Below are 15,082 nucleotides of genomic sequence, written 5' to 3'. Positions count from 1 at the left end.
ACGGCCTCGCAGGACCCGCGTACGACGAGGTGGGGGCACGACAGCGCCATGGCACAGGGCACGGTCCAGGTGACGCACACCGGAACCTCGCGGTGGCGGCGCCGCACGGGTGAGTACGCATCGCTGGCCGCCGCCCTGGAAGCCGCGGCCGACGGCGACGTGCTCACCGTCGCTCCCGGCACCTACCGCGAGAACCTGGTGGTGGAGCGGGCGGTGACGCTCCGCGGCCCCGAGGGATCGCCCGGCTCGGTGCGCATCGCCCCGGTCGACGGCGTGCCGCTGACCGTCCGCGCCTCCGCCGTGGTGCAGGACCTGCACGTGGAGGGCCAGGACTCGGCGGCGCCCGCGCTGCTCGTCGAGGAGGGCACGCCCGAGCTGCTCGACGTGCGGATCGTCACGCGCTCCGCGGCCGGGATCGAGGTGCGCGGCGGTGCCCGCCCGACCGTGCGCCGCTGCACCGTCGACAATCCCGGAGGCGTCGGCATCGCCGTACTGGACGGCGGCGGCGGGGTGTTCGAGGAGTGCGAGGTCGTCGCGGCCGGTCAGTCGGGCGTCCTGGTCCGCGGGGGCGCGCATCCGCGCCTCGAGCGCTGCCGGGTGCACCACACCTCCGGTGCCGGTCTGTCGGTGACGGGCGAGAACTCGTCGCTGGAGGCGGTGGGTTGCGAGGTGTACGAGGTCAAGGGCTCCGGCGTGCAGGTCACCGCCCGGGCCACGGCCCACCTCACGGACTGCGATGTGCACCGGACCACCGCGGACGGCGTCACCCTGGACACGGACGCGGTCCTCACCCTCGCCGACTGCCGCATCCACGACATCCCGGAGAACGCGGTCGACCTGCGGTCCCGCTCCGTGCTGACCCTGACGCGCACCACCGTGCGGCAGTTCGGGCGCAACGGCCTGTCGGTCTGGGACCCGGGCACCCGTGTCGACGCCAACCAGTGCGAGATCTTCGACAGCACCGGCGACTACCCCGCGGTGTGGGTGAGCGACGGTGCGACGGCGGTGCTCGACTCGTGCCGGGTGCACGACGTGCCGGACGCGTTGTTCGTCCTCGACCGCGGTTCGCGCGCGGACGTCGTCGACAGCGACATCTCACAGGTGCGCAACACGGCGGTGTCGGTGAGCGACGGCGCCACGGCGCAGCTCGACGACTGCCGTATCAGGGACGCCGCGACAGGGGCCTGGTTCCGTGACCACGGCAGCGGCGGCACGCTCTCCGGCTGCACGGTGGACGGCACCCAGACCGGCGTGATCGTCACCAAGGGCGCCGATCCGACGATCGAGCGCTGCACGGTGACCTCGCCCGCCGAGGCCGGCTTCTACGTGTCGGCCGACGGCCGGGGCAGTTTCCTCAACTGCCGTGTGGCGGACAGCGGGGGCTACGGCTTCCATGTGATCGACGGCTGCCGTGCGACCCTGCGCAAGTGCCGCACGGAGCGCTGCGCGCGCGGAGGTTACGAGTTCGCGGAAGGCGGCGCAGCCGGCTCGGGCCCGGTCGTCGAGGACTGCACGAGCGACGAGAGCACCGGCCTGCGTGCCCCGGCGCACGAGACCGCCGTCGAGACGTCGCGCCCGTCGACCAGTCTGAGCGGGGCGATCCCCGGCCAGCGCACCACCGAGCGGGAGCCGCCGGCCACCGAGACCGAGGCCACCCCGCAGGCCCGCGCCTCGAAGGCGGTCCTCGGTGAACTCGACGCGCTGGTCGGCCTGGAGAACGTCAAGCGCGAGGTGCGGGCGCTCACCGACATGATCGAGGTGGGCCGGCGCCGGCAGCAGGCGGGGCTGAAGGCGGCGTCCGCCCGCCGGCATCTCGTCTTCACCGGCTCCCCCGGTACCGGCAAGACGACCGTGGCCCGGCTGTACGGCGAGATCCTCGCCTCGCTGGGTGTGCTGGAGAAGGGACATCTCGTCGAGGTGTCCCGGGTGGACCTCGTCGGCGAGCACATCGGGTCGACCGCGATCCGTACCCAGGAGGCGTTCGACCGGGCGCGCGGCGGCGTGCTGTTCATCGACGAGGCGTACGCGCTGTCGCCGGAGGACTCGGGCCGCGACTTCGGGCGTGAGGCGATCGACACCCTGGTGAAGCTGATGGAGGACCACCGGGAGGCGGTGGTGGTGATCGTCGCGGGGTACACCGTCGAGATGGAGCGGTTCCTGTCGGTCAACCCCGGTGTGGCGTCGCGCTTCTCACGGACCATCACCTTCAACGACTATCTCCCCGACGAGCTGTTGCGCATCGTGGAGCAGCAGGCCGAGGAGCACGAGTACCGGCTCGGCCCGGGTGCGGCCGAGGCGCTCCTGAAGTACTTCACGGCGATTCCCAAGGGCGCGGCGTTCGGCAACGGCCGCACGGCCCGGCAGACGTTCGAGGCGATGGTGGAGCGGCACGCGGGCCGGGTCGCCCAGCTGGACGAGCCGAGCACGGACGATCTGACACTGCTCTACTCCGAGGATCTGCCGGAGCTGTCCTGAGCGATCCCGTGCGGGCGCTGGCCGGGGACCTCGGTCCGCAGCCGCGCGAGCAGCAGTTCGCGCTCGGCGGCGAAGGCCGGGTCCGCCTGATAGTCGGAGTGGCCGAGGATCGGTGCGGGCAGCGGCTGCCGTGCCGTGCGGCCGTAGGCGAGCGGGTCCTTCAGGGGTTCGTGGTCGACCTCGGGGCCGCAGTCGCCGGGCAGCCGGACGGGTCCGCCGATCGGGTCGGTCGGGCGGTACAGATTGCGCCAGCAGGCGACCTCGCGGTGCAGTGAGGCGAGGGCGGAGGGCCCGAAGTGGGCCGGGAACCAGCGCCCGTAGAGGCGCTCCAGCGGGGAGCCGTAGGTGAGCAGGGCGATCCGCCGACGGGTCGCGGGCCGCAGTTGCCAGGCCGCTGCGGCGGCCAGCACACTGCCCTGGGAGTGTCCGGAGAGCACGAGCCGGCCGCCGGTGGCGCGGGTCCAGGTGGCCATGCGCCAGGTGAGGTCGGGCACGGCGCGCTCGGCGTAGCAGGGTGGCGCGAAGGGGTGGGCGGCGCGCGGCCAGAAGGTGCCGACGTCCCAGAGGATGCCGATGGTGCGGCGGGCGGCGGGGTCCTTGTAGGCGCGGCGGCCCCAGGTGACGAAGAGTATGAAGCCGAGCCCGATCAGCCAGGAACCGAGTGCCTGGGCGGTCTCGGCCGCGCCGTGGACGACGCCGTACGTCCCTCGCGCGGCCTCGCTCGGGGCGTCGCCGGTGGCGAACGCGCCGGCCACGGCGCCCGCTCCGAGCAGGAGCGTCGCGAAGGAGACGACGCCGACCATCAACGGCGCGCGGTCGGTGAGGCCGGCCATCGCGCGGGTGCTCGCGATGCGGCGGGTGCGGGTGGTGTCCTTGGGTTCCCCCGGGTAGTCGCGTTCGACGGCGTTCATCTCGCGGCGCCGCAGCATCCAGGTGCGGCGGCCGAGGCGGGCGACGACGGCGAACAGGACGAGGAGGAGCGGCGGGATCGCGGAGGCCTGCCAGGTGAGCAGGACGGGCGGGCCGGGGATCGAGTGCCGGGTTCCGTCGAGCCAGTCGGCGACGCGCTGGGAGACGCCTCCGGACATCACACCGCCCAGGGCGCAGGCGAGCATGGCGACGGCGGGTCCGGCGAAGCCGTGCATCGCGGTGCGGGTGTCGACCGGGGCGTCCGGCCTGCCCGGGGTGCCCCAGGTCGCGGGGTTCGTGCGGTACAGGAAGTGGGCCACGAGGCCGAGCCCGATGACGAGCAGACCCTGGACGAGGGCGAGGCCGCCGAACGTGGCGTCGCCGGGGAGGCGTCCGGTCGCGTGCCACTCGGGGCGTGACCAGCCGGCGTAGACCAGGGCGAGGGCGAGCAGCAGGATCGCGCCCTGGGGCAGCAGGCGGACCAGTGTCCGGTCGCGCCCCCGGTCGATGCGGTTCTCGCTGCGGCCCCGGCGGCAGACCACCCAGAGCACAACGGCCGCCGCCAGCACGAGGGTTGTGTTCAGGAGGGTGCCCAGCACGTTCAGTGCGCCGGGTCCGCCCGGTCCGCGGTCGTGGCGTGAGGCGGAGGCGGTCACGGCCGCGGCGACGGTGAGGAATCCGGCTGCGGTGTGCGCGGCGCGCAGCCGGGCCACCAGGCGGCGCCCGTACCAGAAGCCGGGGCGGCCGAGTCCGGTGCCGTCGGTCTCCTCGTCGGGTTCGGCCTGGCGGGACATCGGCTGCTGGGACTCGTACGCGCTCCAGGTGCGGTGGGAGAGGTACCAGAGGACCGCGGTGAGCGCGGCGGGGACGAGGGCGGCCAGGGCGAGGCGGCGGCCCGGCTGGCTCCACCAGCCGGCGTCGGGGCGGTCCGGTGAGAGGAATCCAAGCCAGGAGTGGTTGCGGACGCAGGCGCGGGTGCCGGCGCACTGCCAGGCGGCCAGGTCGAGGGCCACCTCGCAGGCGGCGGCGACCAGTAGGACGGTGAGGGTGAGCCCGGCGAGCCGGACGAGCAGGCCGTACAGGCGCACCGTGCGCGGGCGGTGGTGGGAGGCCGGGCGCATCCAGTGCGCGAGGTTGACCACCATGAACGGGAGCAGCAAAAGCCACAGGGCGCGGGCGCCGTTGCCGGAGGTGAGGTTGCACCACACGTACGCCTCGCGCACGGGGCCGCCGCGGTGGGTCTCCGGGTGTTCCTCGGCGTCGGCGTCGTCCGCGCGGCGGAAGACGGCGGCGGTCGCGTCGCCGGTGACGCGGACGGTCCGCGGATCGTCCAGCATGTCCTCGGGGGTGGCGCCCCCCACGCCGTGGACGAGGAGTTCCAGCGCCATGCCGTCCGCGTCGGGCCGGGGTAACGCCCGTCCGTTCTCCCCGTCGGCGGTCTGTTCCGGCGCGTGTTCCACTGTTCCGCACTCCCCCGGGCAACGTGTGCCACATCTGTCATGTTCAGGCACAAGGATCGCGGCTGGGCGGCGCCGGGCACAGCCGAACGCGCGGAATCTCCCCGATACGTGTGAAAGCGACGGCTCAGGAGGGCCGGAACGGGCGTGCGGGCAGTGGCGCGACTGACGGTGTCCCGTGCGAGGATGGGACCTCCTCCAGACCTCGGACAAGGAGAATGTCCACGTGGGAGTGGGTTCGGACGGAGTGTCGGGCAGGCAGCGGCGAAAGGACCGAAGCGGTCGTGAGTGAGAATCAGAACCTCCTCGCGGAGCAGCGTCGCGCCCTGATCCTCGACGAGGTGCGCCGCCGCGGCGGCGTCCGTGTGAACGAACTGACGCGCAAGCTCGGTGTGTCCGACATGACGGTCCGCCGCGATCTCGACGCGCTGGCCCGTCAGGGTGCCGTCGAGAAGGTGCACGGCGGCGCGGTCCCGGTGGCCGAGGCGAGCACGCACGAGCCGGGTTTCGAGGCCAAGTCGGGTCTGGAGCTGACCGCGAAGGAGGACATCGCGCGGGCGGCGGCGGACCTGGTCGCGCCCGGGTCGGCGATCGCGCTCTCCGGCGGTACGACGACGTACGCGCTGGCCCATCGGCTCCTGGACGTCCCGGACCTGACGGTGGTCACCAACTCGGTGCGGGTGGCGGACGTGTTCCACTCGGCGCAGCGCACGTCGGGCCAGCGGCAGGGCGGCGCCACGGTGGTCCTCACGGGCGGGGTCCGCACGCCGTCCGACTCGCTCGTCGGGCCGGTGGCCGATCAGGCCATCGCGACCCTGCACTTCGACGTCCTCTTCCTCGGGGTGCACGGCATATCGCTGGAGGCGGGTCTGTCGACGCCGAACCTCGCGGAGGCGGAGACCAACCGGCGGCTGGTGCAGTCCGCGCGGCGGGTCGTCGTGGTCGCCGACCACACCAAGTGGGGCACGGTGGGCCTGAGTTCGTTCGCCGCCCTGGAGCAGGTCGACACGCTCGTCACCGACGGGGGTCTTCCGGCCGGCGCCCGGTCGGAGATAGCGGAGCATCTGCGGCGGCTGGTCGTGGCCGGTGAGCCCGAGGACGATACAGACATCTGACGGGCCGCCAGCTAGGGTGGCGCTGCCCGCGCCGCCGGAGCTGTCGCGGTGCCGGGCGCCGAGGTCATCGATCGCTGCCGACCGGGACTGGTTCCCGCTGGGGGTTCGCTCATGGCACGCCGTCTGCGTCCGGTAGGAGCCGACTTCGTCGAGACCGCTCCGGTGCGTCTGGTGTTCGCCCGGGAGGTGGCCGCCGCCCCGGAGGCGGTCTTCCGGGCGCTCGCCGAGGACGTCTCCGGCTGGAGCGAATGGTTCTCGTCGGTGACGCTGGCCCGGCCCACCGCCGACGGCACGGGCCGCGAGGTGCGGCTGCGGGGCGGCACGCGGTTCGAGGAGACGGTCCTGGTCGCCGAGGCGCCCCGGATATACGCGTACCGGGTGGATGTCACGAACGCGCCGGGGATGCGGGCGCTCGTCGAGGAGTGGCGGCTGACGCCCGCCGGCCGGGGCACGTGTGTGCAGTGGACCTTCGCCGCCGACGGGTCGGCGCTGTTCCGTGGGGGCCTCACCGTGGGGCGGGCCGGTCTGGGCCGTGCCTTCCGCGGCGCGGTGACGGCCCTGGACCGGCGTCTGGCGCCGGCCCCCGCCTGAACTCCGGCCCCGCGCGGGTCAGTCCGGCCAGACGCCGGTGCGCAGCAGGCTGCTGATCGCCTCGGTGTACGGGGCGATGTCCAGGCCCTGCTCCTCCAGCCACGTGTCCGAGTAGTACTTGTCGAGGTAGCGGTCGCCCGGGTCGCAGAGCAGGGTCACCACGCTGCCCCTGCGCCCCGCCGCCACCATCTCGGCGACGATCTTCAGGGCGCTCCACAGGCCGGTTCCGGTCGAACCTCCCGCCTTGCGGCCGATGGCCTGTTCCAGCGCGCGCACGGCGGCGACGCTGGCGGCGTCGGGGACCTTCATCATGCGGTCGACGGCACCCGGCACGAAGCTCGGTTCCATGCGCGGCCGGCCGATGCCCTCGATGCGTGAGCCGCAGTCGCAGGTGACGTCCGGGTCGCCGGTGGTCCAGCCCTCGAAGAAACAGGAGTTCTCGGGGTCGGCGACGCAGATGCGGGTGTCCGCCTGCATGTAGTGGACGTAGCGCGCGAGGGTGGCCGAGGTGCCACCGGTGCCGGCCGTGGCGACGATCCACGCGGGTTCGGGGAACCGCTCCAACTCCAGCTGGCGGAAGATGGATTCGGCGATGTTGTTGTTGCCGCGCCAGTCCGTGGCGCGTTCCGCGTAGGTGAACTGGTCCATGTAGTGACCGCCGGTCTCGACCGCGAGGGCGGCTGCCTCCTCGTACATCCGGCGCGAGTCGTCCACGAAGTGGCACCGGCCGCCGTGGAACTCGATGAGGCGGCACTTCTCGGGGCTCGTGGTGCGGGGCATGACGGCGATGAAGGGCACGCCGATGAGCCCCGCGAAGTAGGCCTCGGAGACGGCGGTGGAACCGCTGGACGCCTCGATCACCGGGCGGTCCGGGCGGATCCATCCGTTGCACAGGCCGTACAGGAACAGGGAGCGGGCGAGGCGGTGCTTGAGGCTGCCGGTGGGGTGGGTCGACTCGTCCTTCAGGTACAGGTCGATGCCCCACGCCTCGGGCAGCGGGAAGCGGAGCAGGTGGGTGTCCGCCGAGCGGTTGGCGTCGGCCTGGACCTTGCGGACGGCCTCTTTGAGCCAGCTCCGGTACCCCTCGTCGGTACGGTCGACGTCGAGGGTCTCACCGGTCCGGATCTGCTGGGGTGTGCTCACGGCAGGGCTCCTCACGCCTGGTGCCGACGCCGCTTGAACTGGTCGGACTCTTCGATCATAAACACCTTCCGCACGCTTCTCACCTGCATAAACACACCTTTGGGCGCCCCAAAGGCACCCCTGGGTACGGCGCGCGGGCGCCGGTGAGGGGGGCGCATACCGGCCTTTGCGCCCGGCGCCCCGACCGCCTCGCCATGCGCACTGGTGCTGGGCGCCGCCTGCGGGCAGACTGCCCCACGGGGCGATCGCCCCCGGCGGACGGACAGCGGGAATCACGACAGGCACAGCCGCGGCGCACAAGGGGGCGGAGCAGCATGGGGGAGCCGGAGTTCACGGCCACGGGCGTACGGATCGGGAAGCGGCTGCGTTCGCTCACCCGGGCCGGACAGGTCCGGATCAGCGACGGCCGGCTGCAGTTGCTCACCAGCTACGGCAGTGAGATCGACAGTGCCCCCGTGCAGGCGGTGCGCGCGTCGAAGCCCTGGTTCGCACACGAGGACCGGGCGTCGGCGGACGTCAACGGCACCCGCTATTCGCTCACCCTCGGCGAGCACGATCCCGCCCCTGGAAAGCCGGGGCCGCCTTCGGCGCGCCGCTTCATCGAAGCGGTCCGCAGGGCGGCGGGACACGGCCGCTGAGGCGGTCCACGACGGCTCGGAAGGCACCGCGAGTTGCAGGACGGCGCCCCCTGGGTCACTCTGATGTCACTTCACTACTCTGGGTCAACCGGCGATAACGCTGCGAACCAGCCCGCCGGTCACCACAGCGGGCGGCCGTTCCACTCAGCCGCCCCGCTGGATCCGATCTCCGTCTTCTTCCGGACCTCAATTCGGGGAGTCGCAGCCGTGATCAGCCAGCCAAGCAGGCATTGCACGGTGGAGCTCCAAGCCCTGCCGTCGCGGATCGGCCAGGTCCGCAGAATCGTCTCTGCACAGTTGCGTTACTGGCATCTGGACCCCTTGATAGACCGGGCCGCGCTCGGAGTCACCGAGCTGCTCACCAACGTGCACCTGCACGCCCAACCCGACAAAGAGTGCACCGTGGAGATCGAGCTGCTGCTCGACACGCTCACGGTCTCGGTCCGCGACCACGACCCGCGGCTTCCCGAGGTGCGGGAGGCGGACACCGGCGCCACCTGCGGACGCGGCCTCGCCATGGTCGCCGCGGTCAGCGAGAACTGGGGCGCGCGGCCCGACGGCGAGTCGGGCAAGGTCGTCTGGTTCACGCTTCCGGCGAAGGCGCCCGTGGTGGCGTCCACGCTCCGCTCGCCGTACGAGATCTCCCGCGAGGCCCCGCTGCGGCAGACCGTCGACGTGCTTCGGCCGGAACACGCTCCCGCCCGGTCGGCCGTTGCCGGCTGACCGGGCGGTGACCCCCGTCGCGTACGCCGCTCCCCCGAGGGCGTCGTACGGGTCCGGAGGGCTCACTCGGTGGCGATGGCGCGCAGTACGTCCAGTCGCGCCGCCCGCCGAGCCGGACGCAGGCCCGCGAGGCCCCCGGCGCCGAGGCCCACCAGGGCCACCACCACGAGCCGGAGCGGCGGTACCGCGAAGGCGAACGCGGTGTCGGACGCCCCCTCGGAGGCCTCGACCAGCACCCAGCCCAGGAAGGCGCCGAGGGCGATACCGCCCGCCGTGCCGAACGCGGCGACGAGGACCGACTCCCAGCGGACCATGGCGCGAAGCTGCGCCCGGGTCTGCCCGACGGCCCGCAGCAGTCCGATCTCCCGGGTGCGCTCGTGCATCGCGAGCGTCAGCGTGTTGGCGATGCCCAGCAGGGCGATGAGGACCGCGAGGGCGAGCAGCGCGTAGACCAGGGTGAGCATCATGTCGATGCCGCCCGCGGAGGACTGCGCGTAGGCGTCGCGGGTCTGCACCTCGGGGTTGCCGTAGCGCTCGGCGACCTGTCGTACGGCGGCCCTGCCCTGCGCCGTGCTCACTCCGTCCTTCAGGGAGACGGCCACGAGCCTGTCGGAGTCCTGCGTGCGGTGCGGGGCCCAGGCCGCGCGGGTGATGACGTACTCGCCCGCGAGTTCCGACTGTCCGTAGACGGCGCGGACGGTGAAGTCCTGGCTGCGGCCGTCGGTGAAGGTGAGCCGGGCCGTGTCGCCGGTCACCAGATGCTGCCGGTCGGCCTCCTTACGGGTGATGGCGATGCCGTCGGCGCCGAGCGCGCTCAACGAGCCCTGCACATGGCCGAGATCGAAGACCCTGCCGAGCGTGACCGGATCCGTCACCGTCAACGCCTGTCCGCTGCCGTTGACTTCGGCGACGCCCTTCCCGAGCCCGACGGCGTCCTTGACCACCGGTACCCGCGCCACGGCGGGGGCCAGCCGGGGGCTCAGCCCGCTGCCTCCGGCGCCGAACGAGGGCGCGCTGACGGCGATGTCGCCCGCGAAGGAACGGGACACCGTCCGGTCCATGGTGGCCTTGAGCGAGGCGCCGAACACGGTGAACAGCGAGACGACGGCGACGCCGATCATCAGGGCGCCGGCCGTGGCCGCCGTGCGGCGGGGGCTGCGCAGCGCGTTGCGCCGGGCGAGTCCACCGGTGACACCGCGCAGCCGGGCGACGGGTGCGCCGAGGACGCGCACCGCGGTGGCGGACGCGACGGGTCCGAGGACCACGAAGGCGGCGAGGGCGAGCAGCGCGCCGAGGCCGGCGAGCCAGAGGGACGGGGTCAGCAGGACGCCGGTCAGGGTGACGGCCACGGCGAGGGCCGCCAGTCCCCCGCCGGTGATCGCGCGTGCGCGGGAGGCGCCGGACTCGTCGACGGCGGTCTCCCGCAGGGCGGCGAGCGGCGCGGTGCGTCCGGCCCGGGCGGCGGGCAGCAGCGCGGAGACGAGGCAGACGACGACGCCGACGACGAGGGGCAGCAGCATGGACAGGCCGCTGACCACCAAGTCGCCCTCCGGGAAGGGGAATCCGATGGCCGGGAACAGCGCCTGGAGTCCGGCCGCGATCCCGACGCCACCGGCGAGTCCGACGGCGGAGGCCGTCACGGCGACGACGGTCGCCTCGGCCAGGGTCGAGGCGGTGACCTGTCGGCGCGAGGCGCCGAGGGCACGCAACAGCGCGTTCTCGCGGATGCGTTGGGCGACGACGATGGCGAAGGTGTTGTGGATGGAGAAGGTCGCCACGAGGAGCGCGATCCCGGAGAAGACGAGCAGCAGCGTGGTGAAGATCGTCAGGAACCGGCTGGAGATCATCTCGGTGTTCTCCTGCGCGGACTCCTGTCCGGTGATGGCCTCGACTCCCTTGGGCAGCACGGGAGTCAGGGCGGAGACGAGTTCGCCCTGGCCGACTCCCGGGCCGGCCCGCACGCGGATGCTCGCGGCCTGGCCCGGCTTCGGGGTGAGGTACTTCTCGGCGTCGGCCCGCGTCATGCCGGTGAACGTCACCTGCGCCATGCCGTCCTCGCCGCCGAAGGTCGCGAGGCCCACGACGGTCACGCGGACGGGGTCGGGGGTGCGCAGGACCGTCGTGTCGCCGATCCGCAGACCGCCCTTCTTCGCGGCGCCCCGGTTGACGACGACCTCGCCGGTCCGCGCGGGCGCCCGTCCCTCGGCGAGCCGGTAGGCGTTGAGTCGCGGGTCGTCGATCCAGTTGCCCGCGAGGGTCGGCGGACCCTGCCCGCCGATGGGCTTGCCGTCGGCGCCCACCAGTTGACCCGCGCCCTGGATGTCGGGCACCGCGGCGGCGACGCCGGGAACCCGCTCGATCGTCCGCACCAGGTCGGTGCCGACGGGACTGCGCACGCCCTGGTTCTCCCCCGGCGCGGTGATGGTCCCGGCGCTGCGGACGACGGCGTCGGTGCCCCGGGTCGCGTTGCCGAACATCGTGTCGAACCCGGCGCGCAGGGTGTCGCCCATGACGAGCGTGCCGGCCAGGAACGCGACGCCCAGGAACACCGCGAAGAACGTGCCGGCGAAGCGACGCCGGTGGGCGCGCAGTGACGAGACGCTGAGGCGCAGGGCGGCGTTCATACCGACGCCGCCGTTCCGTCGAGGGCCTTCATACGGTCGAGGACCCGGTCGGCCGTCGGGTTCTCCATCCGGTCGACCAGGCGTCCGTCGGCGAGGAAGACCACCTCGTCGGCGTGCGCGGCGGCGACCGGGTCGTGGGTGACCATGACGACCGTGCGGCCGGTCCGGCGCACCGTCCGGCCGAGGAGGTTCAGGACCTCGCCGCCGGAGCGGGAGTCGAGGTTGCCGGTGGGTTCGTCGGCGAAGACGACATCGGGCCGGCCGGCGAACGCCCGCGCCACGGCCACCCGTTGCTGCTGTCCGCCGGAGAGCTGGCTCGGGCGGTGGTGCAGCCGGTCGCGGAGGCCGACGACGTCGACGAGCGAGTCGATCCACTCGCGGGAGCCGCCGGTGCCCGCGAGGTCCAGGGGCAGGGTGATGTTCTCCGCGACGGTGAGGGTCGGGATCAGGTTGAAGGCCTGGAAGACGAATCCGACGCGGTCGCGGCGCAGCAAGGTCAGGCGGCGGTCGTCGAGGGTGCCGATCTCGGTGTCGCCGATGTGGGCGGTTCCGGAGGTGAGCGTGTCGAGGCCCGCGGCGCAGTGCATGAGGGTGGACTTGCCGGACCCGGACGGGCCCATGATCGCGGTGAAGCGGCCGGCCGGGAAGCCGACGCTCACCCCGTCGAGGGCCCGTACGGCCGTGTCCCCGCTGCCGTAGACCTTCACGGCCTCGGTGACCCGGGCCGCGTCGCGGGCGGTGGAGCCGGCGGTCATGCCGCACCGCCCTTGCCGGTGCGGCCGAACTGCTCGTCGAGGACGGACAGCCGGCGCCAGTACTCGTCCTCGTCGATCTCCCCGGACGCGAAGCGCCGGCCGAGCACGGCGATCGGTGCGTCGCCCGTCGGGCGGGGATCACCGGGGCCGAAGCCGCCCATGGCCCGCCACGGTCCACGGCGGCCACGCCAGGCGGTGCGTCGCAGGACGGTCACGGCGCCGATCACGACGGCCGCCCAGATCAGCGGGAAGAACAGGATCCACGGGCCGGGTCCGCCGTCCCAGTTCGCCAGGGTCTGCATCTTTGGTCATCTCCTCGGTGGGACCGCGCTGTCACGCGGGATCTGCTGATGCTTCGAGACTCGCTCCCCGAGGGGGTCCGGGTCGTCGTACGGCCAGCGGCCGTCCGCGTACCTCCCCGGGAGTACGCGCGGCGCCGGCCGCTGCTCCGCAGGGCTGCCGCCCGGGCCGGGACCGGCGGGTTCACCCTCCGCTCTCGACCTCTGTACCTACTGGTATGTACAGTGACGGCATGGACACTGCGGACCGTTTGATCGAGTCCACGCGCGAGTTGCTGTGGGAGCGCGGTTACGTGGGCACCAGCCCCAAGGCGATCCTGGAGCGCGCCGGGGCCGGGCAGGGCAGCATGTACCACCACTTCCGCGGCAAGCCCGACCTGGCGCTCGCGGCGATCCGCCGCACGGCGGCCGAGATGCGGGCCGCCGCCGAGACCGTGCTCGCCCCGCCCGGCTCCCCGTACGAGCGCGTCGAGGCCTATCTGCGGCGTGAACGCGACGTGCTGCGCGGCTGTCCCGTGGGACGGCTCACGATGGATCCGGACGTGATGGCCGACGCCGCGCTGCGCGCACCGGTCGACGAGACGCTCGACTGGCTGCGCGGGCGGCTGGCCGCGCTCGTCGAAGAGGGCAAGGAGCAGGGGCAGTTCGCGCCAGGGCTCGACGCCGGTGACATCGCCGCGACGATCCTCGCGACCGTCCAGGGCGGCTATGTGCTGGCCCGCGCCTCGGGTTCCCCGGCCGCCTTCGACGCCGGGGTGCGCGGGCTGCTCGCTCTGCTGGCCCCGGCCGCCTCCGGTTCCGCGCACGGATAGGAACTCCGCCATGCACGCGATGCAGTACGAGATCACGCTTCCCGCGGACTACGACATGACGGTCGTCCGCGACCGCGTCGCCCGGGTCGGCCATCTGCTCGACGCCTGGGACGGCCTCGGGTTCAAGGCGTATCTGATGCGCGAACGCGGGGTCGGCGGCTCCCCGGTGAACCAGTACGCGCCGTTCTACCTGTGGAACACCACCGAGGGCATGAACTCCTTCCTCTGGGGTGGCGCGTTCCAGGGCTTGGTGAACGATTTCGGGCGCCCTGTCGTCCAGCACTGGACCGGCCTCGCCCACGAGGAGGGCGGCGCCGCCGGCTCGGCGCCCGTGGCCGCGGTCCGGAGCCGTCGGCCCGTGGCCGAGGGGACGGACCTGTCGGAGGTGATGGCGGAGGCGGTGCGCGAGACCACGAGGCTCGCGTCCCTGGACGGGGTGGTGAGCGCGGCGGCCGCCGTCGATCCGCGGCACTGGGAGATCGTCCACTTCTCGCTCTGGGCCGCCGGCGCCTCCCCCAGGGCGGCCGGTGAGGTCTTCCAGGTGCTTCATCTCTCCCGGCCGGAGCGGGAGTCGCTCCCCCGGGGCCGGCAGTGGTGAGCCCGGCCGCCACCGTCCGTACGGTGCTCGGGGACCTGCCGCCCGAGGCCCTCGGGGTGTGCGACGCCCACGACCACCTCTTCTTCGGCAGCCCTCGGCTGCCGGGCCAGGAACTGCGGGACGCGTCCGCCGCCCGCGCCGAGCTGGCCGCGTTCCGCGAACAGGGCGGCGCGGCCGTGGTCCAGTGGACGCCGTACGGGCTGGGCAGGCGCGCCGCCGATCTGCCGCTGATCTCGCGCGACACCGGGGTGCACGTCGTGGCGGCGACCGGACTCCACCAAGCCGCCCACTACGAGACGGAGTTGCTGCGGCGACTGCGCCGCGACCCTGCGGCCCTCTTCGTCTCCGAACTCACCGCGGGCATCGGCACGTCCGGTGTCCGCGCCGGGCTGATCAAGGTGGCGGGCGCCTTCCACGCGGTGGACGCGCACGCCCGGTGGACGATGACGGCGGCGGCCGAGGCCCACCACGCGACCGGTGCGCCGATCGCGGTCCACCTGGAGCTGGGGACCGCCGCCCTCGACGTACTCGACCTGCTGTGCGGGGAATTGACGGTGCCGCCGGACCGGGTGATCCTGGGACATCTGAACCGATCCCCGGACCTCGTGGTCCAGCGCGAGGCCGCCGGGGCGGGCGCCTTCCTGGCGTTCGACGGTCCCTCCCGCGCCAACCACGCCACCGACTGGCGCATGCCGGACGCCGTACGGGCCTTGGCCGACGCCGGGTTCGGGGAACGCCTGTTGCTCGGGGGCGACACCACGACCGCGGCAGCCCGGTCGGTGAACGGCGGCCCGGGACTGCCGTATCTGCTGCGCCGCGTCCGCCCCCGGCTCGAACACGCCCTGGGGAAGGACCTGGTGGACCGGATCCTCACCGGCAATCCGGCCCGCGCCTTCGGCGTGGCCTGGCGTTCCTGAGACGGGACGGCGTCCGGGCCGTCAGG

Annotated in this window: 13 protein-coding genes; 8 read left to right on the top strand and 5 right to left on the bottom strand. The window is 73.2% G+C overall.

The window, feature by feature from the left end:
- Positions 1 to 48: 48 nt before the first annotated feature.
- The gene (locus tag OG406_RS34680; protein WP_267052398.1) at positions 49 to 2,475 is read left to right on the top strand and encodes a right-handed parallel beta-helix repeat-containing protein; all 2,427 of its coding nucleotides are present in this window, start codon (positions 49 to 51) and stop codon (positions 2,473 to 2,475) included.
- Here OG406_RS34680 and OG406_RS34675 read toward each other — a convergent pair.
- Entirely contained in the window at positions 2,445 to 4,844 is a 2,400-nt protein-coding gene (locus OG406_RS34675) for a hypothetical protein (protein ID WP_443067128.1), read from the bottom strand. The genes OG406_RS34680 and OG406_RS34675 overlap by 31 nt on opposite strands.
- A 281-nt stretch (positions 4,845 to 5,125) precedes the next feature.
- Here OG406_RS34675 and OG406_RS34670 point away from each other — a divergent pair, with 281 nt between their 5' ends.
- Positions 5,126 to 5,956 carry a DeoR/GlpR family DNA-binding transcription regulator gene (locus OG406_RS34670; RefSeq protein WP_164373337.1) on the top strand — a complete coding sequence of 277 codons (831 nt, stop codon included), beginning with the start codon at positions 5,126 to 5,128 and terminating at the stop codon, positions 5,954 to 5,956.
- Between the two features lie 111 nt (positions 5,957 to 6,067).
- A complete protein-coding gene (locus tag OG406_RS34665) occupies positions 6,068 to 6,547 on the top strand; it encodes an SRPBCC family protein (protein WP_266610986.1) in 480 nt (159 codons plus the stop codon).
- 18 nt (positions 6,548 to 6,565) lie between these two features.
- Here OG406_RS34665 and OG406_RS34660 read toward each other — a convergent pair whose 3' ends face one another.
- Positions 6,566 to 7,690, bottom strand: coding sequence for a PLP-dependent cysteine synthase family protein (locus OG406_RS34660; RefSeq protein WP_329189604.1), 1,125 nt, complete (start codon positions 7,688 to 7,690; stop codon positions 6,566 to 6,568).
- A gap of 314 nt (positions 7,691 to 8,004) precedes the next feature.
- Here OG406_RS34660 and OG406_RS34655 point away from each other — a divergent pair, with 314 nt between their 5' ends.
- A complete protein-coding gene (locus tag OG406_RS34655) occupies positions 8,005 to 8,328 on the top strand; it encodes a hypothetical protein (RefSeq protein WP_081222905.1) in 324 nt (107 codons plus the stop codon).
- A 207-nt stretch (positions 8,329 to 8,535) separates the two neighbouring features.
- Positions 8,536 to 9,051 (top strand): ATP-binding protein, encoded by a 516-nt coding sequence (locus tag OG406_RS34650; protein ID WP_164373332.1) that lies wholly within the window; start codon positions 8,536 to 8,538, stop codon positions 9,049 to 9,051.
- A gap of 62 nt (positions 9,052 to 9,113) precedes the next feature.
- Here the strand turns inward: OG406_RS34650 and OG406_RS34645 are convergent, their stop codons facing one another.
- The 3 genes from OG406_RS34645 to OG406_RS34635 are packed head-to-tail and all read right to left on the bottom strand — an operon-like array spanning position 9,114 to position 12,732.
- The gene (locus OG406_RS34645; protein WP_329189600.1) at positions 9,114 to 11,675 is read right to left on the bottom strand and encodes an ABC transporter permease; all 2,562 of its coding nucleotides are present in this window, start codon (positions 11,673 to 11,675) and stop codon (positions 9,114 to 9,116) included.
- Positions 11,672 to 12,430, bottom strand: a complete 759-nt coding sequence (locus OG406_RS34640) for an ABC transporter ATP-binding protein (protein WP_329189598.1) — start codon at positions 12,428 to 12,430, stop codon at positions 11,672 to 11,674. Before OG406_RS34640 ends, OG406_RS34645 begins: the two co-directional genes overlap by 4 nt.
- On the bottom strand, positions 12,427 to 12,732 hold the full coding sequence (locus OG406_RS34635; protein WP_267052395.1) for an SHOCT domain-containing protein: 306 nt from the start codon (positions 12,730 to 12,732) through the stop codon (positions 12,427 to 12,429). The genes OG406_RS34640 and OG406_RS34635 overlap by 4 nt, the downstream gene beginning before the upstream one ends.
- A 215-nt stretch (positions 12,733 to 12,947) precedes the next feature.
- On the opposite strand from OG406_RS34635, the gene OG406_RS34630 reads away from it, so the two are divergent.
- From OG406_RS34630 to OG406_RS34620, 3 genes are read left to right on the top strand one after another with little or no spacing between them, the layout of a single operon-like run.
- Entirely contained in the window at positions 12,948 to 13,541 is a 594-nt protein-coding gene (locus OG406_RS34630) for a TetR/AcrR family transcriptional regulator (RefSeq protein ID WP_329189596.1), read from the top strand.
- A 10-nt stretch (positions 13,542 to 13,551) separates the two neighbouring features.
- Complete coding sequence (locus tag OG406_RS34625) at positions 13,552 to 14,139, top strand: DUF4865 family protein (RefSeq protein WP_329189594.1); 588 nt, start codon at positions 13,552 to 13,554, stop codon at positions 14,137 to 14,139.
- Complete coding sequence (locus tag OG406_RS34620; RefSeq protein WP_329191074.1) at positions 14,136 to 15,056, top strand: phosphotriesterase family protein; 921 nt, start codon at positions 14,136 to 14,138, stop codon at positions 15,054 to 15,056. The genes OG406_RS34625 and OG406_RS34620 overlap by 4 nt, the downstream gene beginning before the upstream one ends.
- The last annotated feature ends 26 nt before the right edge of the window (positions 15,057 to 15,082 follow it).

Origin of the sequence: Streptomyces sp. NBC_01428 (assembly GCF_036231965.1) — a bacterium.
Classification (GTDB): Bacteria; Actinomycetota; Actinomycetes; order Streptomycetales; family Streptomycetaceae; genus Streptomyces.
Note: the sequence above shows the minus strand (reverse complement) of the source record. Positions and strands in the feature narration are given on the sequence as shown.

Excerpts from the sequence above, each read along its gene's own strand:
- OG406_RS34645 (WP_329189600.1), bottom strand. The coding sequence starts at position 11,675 with ATGAACGCCGCCCTGCGCCTCAGCGTCTCGTCACTGCGCGCCCACCGG.
- OG406_RS34635 (WP_267052395.1), bottom strand. The coding sequence starts at position 12,732 with ATGCAGACCCTGGCGAACTGGGACGGCGGACCCGGCCCGTGGATCCTG.
- OG406_RS34655 (WP_081222905.1), top strand. The coding sequence starts at position 8,005 with ATGGGGGAGCCGGAGTTCACGGCCACGGGCGTACGGATCGGGAAGCGG.
- OG406_RS34665 (WP_266610986.1), top strand. The coding sequence starts at position 6,068 with ATGGCACGCCGTCTGCGTCCGGTAGGAGCCGACTTCGTCGAGACCGCT.
- OG406_RS34640 (WP_329189598.1), bottom strand. The coding sequence starts at position 12,430 with ATGACCGCCGGCTCCACCGCCCGCGACGCGGCCCGGGTCACCGAGGCC.
- OG406_RS34625 (WP_329189594.1), top strand. The coding sequence starts at position 13,552 with ATGCACGCGATGCAGTACGAGATCACGCTTCCCGCGGACTACGACATG.
- OG406_RS34680 (WP_267052398.1), top strand. The coding sequence starts at position 49 with ATGGCACAGGGCACGGTCCAGGTGACGCACACCGGAACCTCGCGGTGG.
- OG406_RS34630 (WP_329189596.1), top strand. The coding sequence starts at position 12,948 with ATGTACAGTGACGGCATGGACACTGCGGACCGTTTGATCGAGTCCACG.